Origin of the sequence: Taklimakanibacter albus, from assembly GCF_016595235.1 — a bacterium.
Lineage (GTDB): Bacteria > Pseudomonadota > Alphaproteobacteria > Rhizobiales > Aestuariivirgaceae > Taklimakanibacter > Taklimakanibacter albus.
Map to the genome: position 1 here is coordinate 491,444 of NZ_JAENHL010000008.1, position 14,341 is coordinate 505,784.

Here is a 14,341-nt window from a genome sequence, read left to right on the forward strand (position 1 = left end):
ATCAGAGTCCTCCCACGGCGGTCAGGCGCAGCACGCCGTTCTCGGCGAGATTGCGATCATTGTCGAGGCGGGGAATCTCGAAGGACGTCATGAGGACGGCACCTTTGTCGAGCTCGCCGCGCGGCGGATCCCAATAACGCTTGAAGGTTGTCACCTCGACCGAATTGACACCTTCGACCGCAACGACGGCGGCATAAAGCTGCGACAGATAGACGGCGGCGCCGAAGCCAAAGCGCAAGGGGAAGAAGAAGCCGGTCGTGCCGTCGCCATAGGTCCGGTTGGACAGAACGCGCCCGACCTCGACCAGCACGTCACCACGGAAATGCCCATCACCGACACAGAGGCGGATATCGATCTCGAGCGGCACGTAGATGGCGGCGCGGATATCGAGATCATAGCCGGCGAGCTTGAACCGCGTGAGGAACGCCTTCATCCGCTGGGCAAAGAGGGGCTGCAGTTCGACCCCGCCTCCCGGCAGACGCTTGAGATTGGCGGGATCGACCGGATGGATCGCGATGAAGACGGTGTGCCACGAGCCGGTCCAACGGAAGCTCGCCTTGGCGGCCGCGACATCCGGATGGCGCAGCGCCATCTCCTCCCAGTCGCGTTCGGTGACGGCACGGAACTGCACTGCGCGGAAAGCCTCGGGCGCGATCTGGCGGACCTGCTCGATCGTCTCCGGTATCTCACCGCCCGCGGCGGGCAGCGGTTGCCACACGCGGGTGACCGGCGGAATGACGACGACTCCGGGATCGACCAGATGCACCAGCGTGCCCCAACCGGCATTTCCGGAGCGCCCGTTGCCGATCCTGTAGCGGGCGACGACACGTTCGGCGTCATAGGGACGCCTGCCATACTGATCATCGCCGAAACGCAGCGACGTGACGCCCCGATTGTCGGTCTCCACCACGAAATGCTGATCGAATGACTGGCTGTCGAGCAGGTTCGGCACCGGCAGCCATCTTTCCGCGACAGGCTCACTCGGGAAGAAGATGTCGAGCCCGATGGCAGGATCCGGCAAATGGCTCAGTGGCGCATCCGGAAGGGCGAGATCCGGAAGAGGCCACCGGCCCGCACCCATGTCGGGGAGTCGGATTTCGTTCTTCAGGCTGTCGCGTGTGATGCTGCGCCCGTGATCGACGGCGGCGATGTTGCCGCGCGCGACGGTGACCGGCGCGATCTCCAGGTGATCGACGGTCTCGGCCGAGATGCGCGGCGCAAAGGCGAGCATTTCCCCCACGGCGAAGGCGACGCGCAACAAGGGCAAGGCCGGATCGGCGGGATTGGTGCGGGGCGTCAGCAGGCCCCCGGTCAAAGCCGACGTGAAAGCCGCGTCTTCGGTCGCCTGAACGTGATCGATACGCAGAACCTGGCGGCGCGCGGGATCGGCATCGGCCGGCAGCCCCGTCACCGGGCTCACCACCTCCTCGATGAGCACGAACTCCCCGGCGCGCAGGTCCGGCCGGATCGCCGTGCCGGCAGTGTCGCGATAGAGGAAAATCTCGCGGCTGTCCTTTGACAGGCAGCACAGCGTGTCGCCCCAGGTGTGAATACGCAACTCATTGTGGAGCTCGATCACCCGCGTATCGGCCTTCGTCTCGAAGACGACTGTTTCCGTCAGTGCCGGATCGCCGTCGAAATCGGCAGCTGCCGGAATCACGATGTCGGGCGGCGCGACCGCGCCGACGAGCGGAGTCGCAACCATGCTCGTGACCTTTGTCGCCGCCGGAATGACGCCATTGGCGCCGGAGCCGCCCTCGAAATGCACGAAGGAACGGGCTGCGCGCCCCTGCCCCATCGCATAATCGATGAGACGGGCATGGCGGGCGGCGGAGATCCGGTGCCGGCAGGTATCGAGATAGCTTTCCGTGCCGGGGCCAGCATCCTGGTAGTAGCTCAGATAATCGGCGGCATAGGCCAAGAGTTCGACCAGCGTCATACCGAGATCGGCCGGGAGACGCTCCTGCCAGTCGGGATTGCGCTCGGCGATCAGATCGACCATCAGGCGCCGGAAGCTCTGATAATCCTTGGCGAGATAATCGAGTGCCGGCTCGACGCGCTGCGGGTCCGGGCAATCGGATACCGGGCGGCAGTCGAACTCGCTGGGACAAGCCGCCTTGAAGCTGAAGACCGCCTGATTGCGCTCGAGATCCATCGTGGGATGTTCGACGTCGAGCACATAGGGCGAGAAATCGCCTTCGCGGTCGACGAGCACCCGCCGCCGTAACGGGTCGCCCGCCACGGTCTCGACTGCCGTCACCTTGATATCGACGATCCTGATGCCGCCCGACACGGTGAAGTTCGAAACGCTGAGCACCGGCGGTACTTTCAGGAAGGTGACATCGAGGATGAACCGGCTCGCCGGCTCGCGCCGGAATTCGACGAAATCGATGCCGTTCAGCGGATGCGCCGGATCGAGCAGAACACCGGAGCGATGCTCGTCCCCGCATAACAATGTGCCGTCCGCCGATAATACCGTCATGGAGACCTCACACTGGAACCGGATGCCGGAAGACCTCGACGCGCCGCTCGCCAGTCTCGCGGCGCATATAGGAAATCCGGATTTCGAGCGTTCCCTCTTCAGCCGCCGTCTCGACCTTCTCGAGCGAGATCACGGGATCAAGCCAGCGGATGAGCGCGCCGTGAATGAGCTGCTCGGTGGCGGCCGCCAACGCATCGGAAAGCGGGGCAAAGACGAGTTGCTTCACACCGCAGCCGAATTCCGGCCGGTTGACCCGTTCGCCAGGTGCGGTGAACAGCACGAGCGCGATCATGTCGCGGATATGGTCGTCACTGCCGGTGCGGCTGGTGCGCCCGCGCTCATCCTGCGTGAACGGAAAGTCGAAATATGGCCGGGCCTCGTCCATCAGGTGAAATCCACATCGACGACGGTGACGGGTTTGGTCTGATTGTGCTCACAGAAAACCTTGATCGAGTCCTTGCGCTGCTCGATATGACGGACGACGCCACGCGCAATTGCGATGAAGAAACGCCGCCGGTCGCGCACGCTCTGCTCGGAACCGTCCATACTCATCGGCGGCAGGCCGTCGGCGACCATCATGGCATTGAGTTCGCTTTCTATCTCCGCCGCCATCGAATTGGCGAAGCTCGAAAGCGAACCGGGCTTGAGTTGCGTGGCCATCGTTCTGATCTCACTCCAGCATGACTTTGATCGACAGCAGGTCGGGCTTGGGTGGCGGCATCTGCATCACCGGCGGCGCCGGTGTGACCGGCAAGATGCCGAGCGCCAGTTCCCCCGGATGCACATGGGTGTTGAACAAGGCGACGAGCTGAGAGAGATAGGCGAAGAGCTGGTCGCCGATCACCGCCGGATGCGCGGCGCTGTCGCTGCCGTGCCGAAGCAATGGCGCGCTCGATACGACTTCCACCGCGCCCTTGACCGTCACGGTGCCGGTCGCGGCATTCACCTCGACCGAATTGAGCGCAACACCATCTGTCAGCGTGATGGTCTGCGCCGCGTCATCCATCACCACGGTGAGGCCGGTCTCGGTGCGCCAGATGCGTGTCGTCGGCTGGCTTTGCTCACCGGGCGGCTTTCTCGGCAGTTCGCCCTTGCCCCAGTAGCAACCGGTCCAGATCGGCTGCGAGGTGTCGCCGTCCTCGAATTCGATCCACACGCCGGCGCCGACCGGCGGGATGGAAAAGAAGCCCGAGGTCGGTCCGCCATAGGGAACGCAGGGCCAGGCCCAGCCGGTGGGCACGCCTTTCAACACGCGGGGAACAAAGGCCTGGAGACGGCCATAACCGTCGGGATCGAAATTATTCGCCACCGTGCCCTTATGTTTGCCGAAGACTTTTCTTCCGGTTCTCGGGGCCTCTGATCTTGCGGTGCTCAGCATGGACTTTCCCTCTCTCACGCGACCGCGGCCAGCGGATCGACAAAAACTTCCGCGCCGGTGAGACCGACGGCATTGCGCCAGGCGGTGAAGCTCTGGCGGTAATCGTCCCGCGAGATGTGATGCGAGACCTGATCGACATAATAGAGACCGCTGTTCTGGCGCCCGGCGCCGCGCACCAGCACCGGCAAGCCGACGCGCAACGGTCGCGCGAGCTTGATGCCGTCGACCTCGCCTTGCGCCATGATCGCCCGGCTGGTCGCCGACGCCCGCGCCATCGCCCGGAGCTGCGCTTCCGTCGGATTGGCGGCGCCATCGCCGAATTGCTGCTCCACCGGGGGCGGCAGAATGCGGAACAAGGAGGGCTCCATGCCCATCGGCAGCTCGCTCGACATCAGGCCGAAGGATGGCCGCGGCGCCCGTGTCACCGGATCGACCATGAGCCCCATGACGCCAGTGGGCGACAGCATGTCGTTCGCCACCGTGAATTGCGTGAGATTGGACTGGATGCCGAAGTCGATCGACAGCACACCCTGATGCGGCACGAAAGTGTAGGGCCGGTGCAAATGCCCGACATCCCGGCCGGTGATCGGATCGGGCTGGATGAACAGATCGAGATTGTTGGCATAGGCGAGTTCGAACAGGAAAGCTGCGTCATAGATGCGCTGCGTCGTGGTCGTGTCCATGATGGTGCGGGTCGGCGGCAGCGCATCGATGAGCGGCAGGATCGCGTATTTGCCGAAAATGGTCGCGGCGATTTCACTCTCGGACAGATTGGGCCAGGGAAACGGCTCCTGGTTGCTGGCCATCCGTGTGCCGAGCGCATCCATGCCGACCACTTCGAGGCGCGAAGTACCGGGCGCATCACCGGCGCTCAGCCGCGCGTCCTTGATGTAGCCGTTGATCAGAACCTGCGGGATCGGCAGCCCGGCGGCGATGCTGATCTTCACCGGCATCATCGGCCGGAAGATATCGATCGCCAGCGCATCGAAATCACCGAACGAATTGCGCGACAGCTCGAAATGCAGGCGGAAGATCGAAGCCTGGCCGATCGAGGTTTCGATGTCGATCGCCCGCAATGCCTGGAAGAACGGCATGGGCATCGGCGCGAAGGCCACCTGGACGCTGAACCATGAGGGAAGCAGGCCCATCTCAACCCCCTCCCTCGGGCGCCGGAACGGCGACGGCGGCGCCCGGCTCTTCCGTCAGATCGACCGGGCGGCGCACCAGATTGAGATCGCACAGGCGCCAGAACTGCTCGGGATCACCGATCGTCCGGTAGGCCAGAAGATCCGGCCGCTCACCCTGCTCGACCGAGGTGAAGAGACGAGGCGGCGTCGCACTCTGCGGAATGAACCGCATCCGCTTGTAGCGGATGGGCCGCTCATCCTTGCCCGTCAACGTCGCCTCGGTGATGTTTTCATAACGGCTGCCACGGAAGAACATCGATGCCCTCCTAGAGCCGGCCCAGCGCCGCAATGGCGCCGGCCGCACTGAACTTGTTCATGCTCGAGATCACTTCCTTCTGGGTGAAGGCGGCGAGATAGACCCAGTAGCCCGGATTGGTGACGTCGAGATCGCGATAGGTGAGCACCCTGACGGTCAGGTCGGCCTTGGCGCGGATCGGGTTGAGCTTCTGGTCAAAGGCCTCTTCCTTGATCGACAGGCTCTGGATCTGAACCGGCAGGACACGTCGCGGTCCCCAGACGAGCAGCGTCAAAGGCGCCGTTTCGCTGAGAATGAAGGCGGTGCCGGCCAGCGCCAGGGCCTCATTGGCGACGACGATCGGATAAGACGGATAGACGAGGCGCTCGATCGCGGCGATGACGGGATGCAGGCCGTTCTCGACCACGGTGGCGTTCTCGCCCGGCTTTTCGAGCTGATCGGCGGCATCGATCTCGACGGAGAAGGTCAATGTCTCCTGCGGAGGCCCGTTGACGCGATTGGTCTCGCCGCGACCGCCACCGCCTGCCGCCGCCTGGCTCTGCAGGGACCGGGAGACTTCATCCGGATTATACTGGAAGGCGATCACCAGCGGCTGCGTCGATGGCAGACGGTAGGCCACGAGACCGCCTTTCATGACGCGCGGGCTGCCCGGGAATTCAGATGCCATGTGCCGCTCGCTCCTTCACAGTTTGATGGTCTTGATCCATGCGCCCTGCTCCATGACGTGGATGTAGCCCCGGGCTTCCAGCAATTGCCGCCAGCCCGGATTGATGATGATTCCGACATCGATGGTGACTGTCTTCGCGCCATTGAGGCGGGCGACTTCGACCGCCGCATCCTCGAAGGCGGCGGTGACCCGCATGCCGGTGCCCTGGCCACGCAACGCGTCCGGCAGCTTGCTCATGAAACGCCGCACCACAAGCGTGCTGCCTTGCCGGCTCACCGTGACGCCGGCCAGCTGTACACCTTCGGCGGTCAATGTCCTCTCTGCACCGGATGCCAGGAGCGAATCCATCTCGCGCGCCAGGCTGCGGGCCGTCGAGCTCAGCCCCTTGGCGACGACCGTCCTGCCGAGCGCGACCCCCGTATTGGTGGGCAGGCCACCCGCGCCGGCATAACCGCCAATGGCGACGGTCCCGCCGAGGCCGATCTTCACGGCCATGTCGACCTGCTCTTCATATTGGGCGAGCGAGCTCTGCAGCACGCCGCACAAGGTCGGCGCGGTGAGCATGTTGATATGCGACGGCACGATGCGGCCGGTGCCGTTCTCGACATAGAATTTCACTTCCGAAGAGTATTTCGTGCGGATCTCGTCGAAAGTGGCATTGCGCGGAACCTTGTCGCTCTCGCGGAAGAAGCGTGCTTCATTGGTCTGCGACGAGAAGGGATGCAGCAGATGCCGGGGCGTCGTGTAGTCGACCTCCACGACCGGCGGTTTCATCCACTTTGCCACCAGCCCCAGCTCGAATTTGGTGCCGTCCTTATAGTGGATGATGGCGAGCTCGGCGGTGAAATACTCGACCTTGGCGATCTCATTGTCGATGTAAGTCGGGAAGTTCTTGAAGCGGTCGAAACCGGTCGCCATCGGATCGACGGCCGGGGTTTTCTTCTCTTCCTCCCCCATATCGATCTCTTCGCGGGTGACCTCGACGAGCACCGGCTTGACCTCGGCGACATAGGCGTCGAAGGCATCGCCATTGAAGAATTGCAGCTTCGCATTGACCTCGGCGCGATCATCCGCCGAAAGCGCGCCGGCTTTGCGCAGGCGCTTGGCGTCGGCCTTGCCGAGAGACCGCGCATAACGAATATCGGTGGCGCGCTTCGGGTCATAAGCAAAGGCCCATTCCATGGGCATCTGGATCTCGCTCTGGTCGTCGGGCTGACGCTGGATGGTCGCGTTGCCACCGCGCTGCTGCACGACATGGGTCAGCTCATGAGCGAGCAGCTTTGTATCGTAACCACCCTTGGCGAAGGCGATGTCGCGGCCATAGGTGAAAGCACGCGCGCCGATGCCTTGCGCCGTCTGTCTCGCCTGATCATGCGTATGGAGCCGCACATCGGAGAAATCTTGGCCGAAGCGCGGCTCGAAATAAGCACGTTGTTCGGGCGTGAGAGACATGCCGCCATGCGCCACTCCCGTTATCGCCGTGGACTTGCCCGCACCGGCCGCCGGCATGGTCCTGCCGATCGATCCGAGGGCCCGGTCGGACATCACGGCGTGGGCGGCGTGGTCGGCTTCGCGCTCGAGCGAGTCGTGCGTTGATTTCGCAGGGGGCGGCGATCGCGTGGTCAAGTGCTCCTGTCTGATCATCGCACGGGGATCTCCAGGGCATATTTGGACGAGTATTCATCGACGAGACGATAGCCGCGCTGGATGAGATCCTCGGCCAATTCGGCGCTCATGACGACATCGGCCTCCAGGCGCAATGTTTTTGCTCCCAGGCTTTTCGCCATCCCCATCGATGTTTGCCGGAAAGTGAGATAGGCCTTGATCATGCTGGCGCGGTCGCCATAGGCGTAAGAGGACAGGACTCCCGCCACCAACGTGTCTCCCTCGTTGATCAGATAGTGCTTGAATTCGATATCGCCGCGCTTGATGACGCCGGCGGCTTTCTCGCCGCGCACAAACTTGCCGACATCATCCTCCGACATGCCGAGCTTGCCCAAGGCCGATTCGACGTCCGGAGGAAGCCCACCGGTCGTCTTTCCCATCGCCATAAGATCCCCTTTATTGGCGGCCCTGCTCGCTTCGGTCCGTTTGCGCGCATCGGGGAGATAGTCGGTCCAGTCCGGCTTGGCCGCATCGGGATCGACTGCCGGCGTCCGCGGCTTGGTGCGCTCCTGGAAGACCGGCAGCTGCACTTTCTTACCCGCCTGCTCGGGCAGAGCCTGGGGCGCTATCGGAAAACCCGCCTGGTCAGCGAAATGGTCACCCACCGGCTTATAAGTCCCCGATTCCCGGTTCCAGCTTTTGAGCGCGCCATTCTCCATTTTTATGTTGCCGGCATAGGCCACCGGCCCACCCATCGCCGCCTCGGCATGGCCGTAGCGCGAGCCCCAGAGCGATCCGTCCGGCATGCGCGCGAAAGCATAGTCACCGGTGGCCGGAATCAAGGCGCCGCTTTCATAATCGACCTCGAAGAACATGCCGTCGCGCTCGACGATCTGGACGCGCTCGCCGCCCTTGGGCACCCGGCGCGGCAGATTGTTGTAGGTCGGCACACCGAGATCGGGCTTGGTCGGCGGCGAGCCATGTGTCGTGGCGCCACCCGCGGGGGCATCGGGAAGCTTCGAGCCTCCACCGGCCACGTCATCGACAAGCCCTTGCGGCGCGCCATGCTCAGCGGTCGCGGCGGTGCGCGAGGCGGCGCCCGCGACATCATCGGCACTGCGCACAGCGCCCTTTTCGAGATTGAGAGTCAGGCGCTCCGCTTTCGCGACCGGCGGCACATCCGGCACGACCTGGATGGCGGCCTCGAACAATGCGTCGCCGACCTCGCCGGAGCCCACGGATTTGGCGCTGAGATTTGCGCCGTAGAGATCCCGGCGTGTCCCGATATCCGTCATCTTCTTGTCGAAGTTGACGGCGGCGACGCCGAGGCGCAGGCCCCAGCCGATCGGTCCCGGCACGAACATCGAGACGAACTCCACCACCTTCAGGATGTCGTCCCAGAGCGAGGTCTGCGATTTGCGGTAGCTCGCCAGATCATCGATCACCCGGTTGATCTCCGACGACTTGGCGCCGATGGGGCCCTTCAGACGCTCCTTCTCCATGTCGATGATCTTGTCGGCGGCAAAGATGACCTTGCGCTCGCCGATGCGGCTGCGCGCCCGGGTGATCTGCTTGCGGCCATCGAAGAGGAAGTCGGTGAGCTTGCCCTGCGCCGCATCGGCATCCTTGGCCGAGAGGATATCCTGGGCGCTGAAGCCTTGTGTGACCTTGAGGTTGGACTCTTCGGCGACCGTCTGGTTGAAGGCCTGCTCCTGCTGCTCCATCTGCTTTTCGCGCTGGTCGGTGCGCTGCGAATAGGTGGGCTCGCCGGACAGCGTGTCGCCGATGACGCTGAAGGGATTGAGGGCGCGATGGATACTGTCCGCCTGCTGCTCGCTGTCGAGCTTCTGCTTGACCGCGGCGCGTTGACGGGACGCCGCGGCCACTTTCTCATTGCGGTTGATCCGCTGCAGCTCGGTCCAGAAGTAATTCGGTGACCACTTCTTGTCCTGCCACAGGCCGACATACTGTCGATCCATCCTGAGCAGGCTCGCTTCGGCGCTGTCGAGTGCCGCCACGGCGAGATTGGTCAGATCGGCGACGAGCGCGTTTTCGAAATGGCCGATCAAAGCCCTGAACTCATTCAAGAGGCGCGCGCCGGTGCTGTGGAGATCCTGCTTGCTGGTGGGAGAGATCTTGTTGAACTTGAGAAGATTGATGTAGTTGACGAGCGCCAGCTTGTCGCTTCCGTCCTCCAGGATGCTGCCAACGCCGCCGCGATGCAGGAGATGGGTGGGGGCATCGGCCATGATCTTGGAGATCTCGACAAGCGAATCCCAATTGCTGGCCGTATCGAGCTGCTTCTTGTTGCGCTTCTCGACATAGTCGAAGGCCCATTCGGTCTGCGTGCCGGCGGATTCGGTGATTCCCATTTCCCGGTCATGGCGCCGGCTTTCCTGCACCAAGATAAGCTCGTCCGCGGTGACGCCTGCCCCTTTCAGAATCTCGCCCGCAAAAGCGGCATCGCGATATTCATCGGCGGTGCCGGCAGTGGCCCGGTCCGATGTCACGAAGTCCTGGATCTCCTTCGGCAGCTCCCTGACCTGCCCTGCCGGCGTAGGCCGGATGTGAATCGTGGTCTTTTCCGCGCGGCCGTTGATGGGCTCCTCGGTGTAGGGATCGAGCGGGTAGCGATAGATGAACTTGCCCGGTATGCCCTCGGCGGTCGCATTGGGAACGTGCCCCAACGGCGATGTCGTATAGTCTCCCGGCGCCAGCTTGTTGATCAGCAGATCGACAGTGGCCGACATGCCGTCGGACAAGACGACATCCGCCGTCTTGCCGCCCTGCTCGGCCGTCACGGTGACGACACCCGGCTTGTTCTTGTCCTCATCCTGGGACTTGCGCTGCAGGACGGGCGTGCCCATACGCTGCTGCAGCGTGTGACTGAGCTCATGCGCCAGAAGATGCCGGCCCGCCGTAGTCTGGGGCGCGAATTCACCCTTACCGAAAACCACGTGACGGCCATGCGCGTAAGCGCGCGCGCCGAGCGCGGCTGCGGAATGTTCGGCCGCGCCTTGGCGGTGAATAAGGATGCTGCTCAGATCGCGGCCGAATCTCGGCTCGAAATAGGCCCGCTCGGCGTGGCCCAGCGGTTCTCCCGATTGCGCCAGCACATCACGCACACCGGCAGGAAGCTTCGCCGCCCCGCCTGAAGCCGGACTGATAGACGGATCCTTTTCCGGAAAACGTCCTTTTACGACGGTGTCGGCGAGCCTGTCCGCCTCGCGCTCCAGCGCATCATCCCGCTGCCGGCCCCGGCTGGCGGGTGCCTGGTCCAAGGCTCTGGCGGTTTGCGGCACGGCTCTCATCGGCCCCGCTCCTTTTCGAGCGCGATCCGGATCGCCTTTTCGAGCGCGCCGGCGCCGGCATTGGCCGGCAACCGGACCCGTAGCGTATCGATATGCAGAGGCTTGTCTCGACCGTTCAATGCTGTCGCAACACCTTTGGTGACGGCGCGACCAAGGTCCGCCGCCTGATGCGTCGATCCCGCTCCGGCAATCCTGATGGTCGGCGCGCGGGTCATGACGCTGCCACTCCGAAGACATTGCCTCTGAATTCGCGGTCGAGCTTGTGATATTCGGCCCGCGCTGCCCGCGCGATATGCGCCATGCCGAGCGGCTTATTCTCCGCCGCCGCCAGGAAGGCGGCATTGATGGCGATGACCGATATGTTGCCGCCGGCGATATCGAGCCTGGCGAGCACATCGAAGTCGAGCGCCGCGCAAGGCAGCTCGGGCGGGAAGGCTTTCTGCCAGATCCGGCGGCGGGAATCGGCATCCGGGAACGGCACGTCGATGACATAACGGATCCGGCGCATGAAGGACGGATCGAAGTGGTTCTTCATATTGGTGGCGAGGATGGCCAGGCCGCTATAGCTCTCCATGCGCTGCAGCAGGTAGCTCACTTCGATATTGGCGTAACGGTCATGGCTGTCCTTGACCTCGCTGCGCTTGCCGAAGAGCGCATCGGCCTCGTCGAAGAACAACACCGCGCCGCTCGCCTCGGCGGCATCGAAGACGGCGCGCAGATTCTTCTCGGTCTCTCCGATATATTTCGACACGATGCGCGAAAGATCGACGCGGAAGAGATCGAGGTTGAGATCGCGGGCGATGACTTCGGCGGCCATGGTCTTGCCGGTGCCGCTCGGTCCCGACAGAAGAAGCGAGACGCCCCGCCCGCGTGGATATTTGCGTCCCATGCCATGATCGCCATAGACGCGCGCCGAATGACGGATCTGCGCGACAGCCGCCTTGAGATCGTGGATCACGTCAAGCGGCAGGACGATATCGTCCCAGCCGAAGCCCGGAATGATGCGATCGGCCAGTTGCTCGAGCTCGCGGCTCGCCTTCTCGCGGCAGGCCAGCCAAAGATCGTCCGCTTCCTGGGCCGCCGCCGCGATGAGGCGCGGTCCGAAGCGGAAATGCTGGGCGATCAGCTCGATTTTTTCCCGTTTGTCCGGCATCTGCGGCCCCAAGGCCTCGTGCCAGAGCTCGATGCGGTCCTGGTCCGACAACGGATCGAGCCGCAGCATGGGCACAGGGAATGAGAATTCATGCCGTCCCTCGGCGATGGCGATCGCGAGCACGGGGAAATCGGCGAAGCGTTCCTCGATAAGCCGCTGGCCTTCCGGCTGCCCGATATCGATCAGCAGCGCGAAGCCGCCCATCAGCGCCTCGCGCGCCAGGAGCGGCAGATAGTCGGGCGCCGAGTCGAGCAGACGCGGCTTCACTTCACAGAGTCCGAGGCCGAAGCCACGCGCGAGCGCCTGAGCCAGGGCACGGCGCCCGCTCTCCCGGGGGCCGGTGATCATCGCCAGAGGCCGCGCCGCCTGGCGTAGTCTTTCGGCGAGAGTCTCGACAAGGGCCCGATGACGCCTGAGGAGTGGCCCGCCCTCGACCGGGCCGAGCATGGCTGAGATGCGCCGGTCAAGAGCATCTTCGCCCATGAGATAGCGCCCGATCCGTTCATCGATCAGCACAGGCGTCGTCGCCATGATGCTGCGCTCGGAGCTGTCGATCAGGCGGAAGCGCCGCAACGGGGCGGATGGCGCCAGCCGCTCCCAGATTTTGACCGACAGCGCGAAGCCGCCGATATCGAGAAGCGCCTGGGCGGTCTGCAGCGTCACCTGGCGCGGCTCGCCCTCGAGCTGCGCGTGCAGGCAAAGCAGCAGCAGGTCCTCATCGAATGGCGTCAATTGAAAGAGCGCCGAGAGGCGGTCGATGGCGGCCGGGCTTTCTCCGTCGCGCAGCTGGCGGCGCGCTTCCTGATAGGCGGCGATCAAACCCGCCGTCGCCTCGCCGTCGGTGCGGGAAAGCCGCGCCGCCACCCAGGCCAGACCCAGCCGTATCACTTCATCATTGCGTTCCCGCCAAGGGCGTGTGTCCGCTGACTTCAGGATTTCCGTCCGGGACATGGTCTTGCCGCGCGCCATCGTCACAGCCCCAGCGTGAAGGTGATGCCGGCATCGCGGCTGCGGGCGCCATCGACCTGGGCCGCGACCGGATAAGGCGTCGGTGAGACATCGATGATGTCGGTCGCCGCGGCGACCGGGACTTCCACCGCCGTCGGCGTCGGCGTCGCCCAAGGGTCACCGGGCTGAGGGATACGGACCGGAATGGCGGCGTCACCAATGATGATCTCCGCCCCCTTGGCCCCTTTGTGCCAGAGACGTTTGCCGGTGACCCGCAGCACCGATGCCGCATTGCCGGTCGGCGGCGTGGCGCCGGCAACGGTCGGCACCAGCTGCATCAATCGGATATCGGAGGCATAGCGCCGCGACTTGTTTATGCCGGCGCCCGGGCCGAGAGCCCCCTCGACGCCCTCAGCGGGATGGAAGGCGAAAAGCTGGATCTCCAGCGGCCCCGGCTGCAGCTGCTGCAGCGGCGGGATCGGACGCGGCGAGGGATGATCGGCGTCGGCCGGATATTGCGCATCGGGCAAGGCGATGCGGATGCGTCCGTCACCGGTGAGATCGACGCGGATCGGATCGAGCGTGCCGAGGCGGACATAGAGTCGTTCGGCCGCAATTCGCTCCGCGATAATGGTGATCTCCTCGCCGATGCGGGCACGTATCTCGCCCAGGGGATCACCGGGATTGACGGGAGACACATAAAGATCGGTGATCTCCGGGCGGCGGCGCAGCGACATATGCAGCCGGCGCAATTCCACCGGCTTCGGGCTCACCCGCGGCAGCGGCGTTTCGATCTGGACGACTTTCACCTCATAGACGACCGAGCGGCGGAAATTGGTGCCTGATACGGCCGACCAGACCTTGGTGATGTCGTCGAGCGTGGCGGGATGGAGAACGATTTTCAAACGCTCGAACTCGTTTGTGAGATCGGGGTCGAGGATCGGGTCTCCGGGCGAGCCCGCCACCGGATTGACGATCGCCAGCCGATCGATGCCATTGGCGAAGTCATTCATCACGCGCATCGCGTCGCCGAGGAGCGTCTGCGCATTAAGATCGGCATCACGCTGGTTCTCGACGGCGCTATGCGTGGTCATCAGATATCGCAGATCGAGCGACAAAGGCGGGTGGCCATAGGCCGCCGGATGGCCGGTACCCGGAATCTCCTGGTTCTTGAGCGCCGCATTCTCGATGACCTGCATCAGATAGAGATTGACGCGGGCGCCCGAGACGCCGGCAAGCTCGACATCGGGCGGCGCCAGCGTGATCTCGGCGCCAGTCACCATGCGGTCACGCAGCAAGGTGCGGAGCGTGCGGCTGACGGCGGCGATGGCGGCGTGTGATGCCATGGCGCCCC

The 14,341-nt window shown here is 64.1% G+C and carries 12 protein-coding genes; all 12 read right to left on the reverse strand.

Annotated elements, in window-relative coordinates:
• Position 1: 1 nt before the first annotated feature.
• Positions 2-2,482, reverse strand: a complete 2,481-nt coding sequence (locus JHL16_RS25220) for a putative baseplate assembly protein (protein WP_200187659.1) — start codon at positions 2,480-2,482, stop codon at positions 2-4.
• Positions 2,483-2,489: 7 nt separating this feature from the next.
• Entirely contained in the window at positions 2,490-2,867 is a 378-nt protein-coding gene (locus JHL16_RS25225; RefSeq protein WP_200187660.1) for a GPW/gp25 family protein, read from the reverse strand.
• Entirely contained in the window at positions 2,867-3,142 is a 276-nt protein-coding gene (locus JHL16_RS25230; protein ID WP_200187661.1) for a hypothetical protein, read from the reverse strand. Before JHL16_RS25230 ends, JHL16_RS25225 begins: the two co-directional genes overlap by 1 nt.
• A gap of 10 nt (positions 3,143-3,152) precedes the next feature.
• The gene (locus tag JHL16_RS25235; RefSeq protein ID WP_200187662.1) at positions 3,153-3,860 is read right to left on the reverse strand and encodes a phage baseplate assembly protein V; all 708 of its coding nucleotides are present in this window, start codon (positions 3,858-3,860) and stop codon (positions 3,153-3,155) included.
• A gap of 14 nt (positions 3,861-3,874) precedes the next feature.
• Positions 3,875-5,008, reverse strand: a complete 1,134-nt coding sequence (locus JHL16_RS25240) for a hypothetical protein (RefSeq protein ID WP_200187663.1) — start codon at positions 5,006-5,008, stop codon at positions 3,875-3,877.
• A gap of 1 nt (position 5,009) precedes the next feature.
• Positions 5,010-5,303 (reverse strand): hypothetical protein, encoded by a 294-nt coding sequence (locus tag JHL16_RS25245; protein WP_200187664.1) that lies wholly within the window; start codon positions 5,301-5,303, stop codon positions 5,010-5,012.
• A gap of 10 nt (positions 5,304-5,313) precedes the next feature.
• The gene (locus tag JHL16_RS25250; protein ID WP_200187665.1) at positions 5,314-5,970 is read right to left on the reverse strand and encodes a hypothetical protein; all 657 of its coding nucleotides are present in this window, start codon (positions 5,968-5,970) and stop codon (positions 5,314-5,316) included.
• A gap of 15 nt (positions 5,971-5,985) precedes the next feature.
• A complete protein-coding gene (locus JHL16_RS25255) occupies positions 5,986-7,596 on the reverse strand; it encodes an eCIS core domain-containing protein (protein ID WP_200187666.1) in 1,611 nt (536 codons plus the stop codon).
• Between the two features lie 14 nt (positions 7,597-7,610).
• Complete coding sequence (locus JHL16_RS25260) at positions 7,611-10,886, reverse strand: eCIS core domain-containing protein (RefSeq protein ID WP_200187667.1); 3,276 nt, start codon at positions 10,884-10,886, stop codon at positions 7,611-7,613.
• On the reverse strand, positions 10,883-11,101 hold the full coding sequence (locus JHL16_RS25265; protein WP_200187668.1) for a hypothetical protein: 219 nt from the start codon (positions 11,099-11,101) through the stop codon (positions 10,883-10,885). The genes JHL16_RS25260 and JHL16_RS25265 overlap by 4 nt, the downstream gene beginning before the upstream one ends.
• The gene (locus JHL16_RS25270; RefSeq protein WP_200187669.1) at positions 11,098-12,927 is read right to left on the reverse strand and encodes an AAA family ATPase; all 1,830 of its coding nucleotides are present in this window, start codon (positions 12,925-12,927) and stop codon (positions 11,098-11,100) included. The genes JHL16_RS25265 and JHL16_RS25270 overlap by 4 nt, the downstream gene beginning before the upstream one ends.
• Before the next feature lie 83 nt (positions 12,928-13,010).
• On the reverse strand, positions 13,011-14,333 hold the full coding sequence (locus tag JHL16_RS25275) for a Pvc16 family protein (RefSeq protein ID WP_200187670.1): 1,323 nt from the start codon (positions 14,331-14,333) through the stop codon (positions 13,011-13,013).
• Positions 14,334-14,341: the final 8 nt, after the last annotated feature.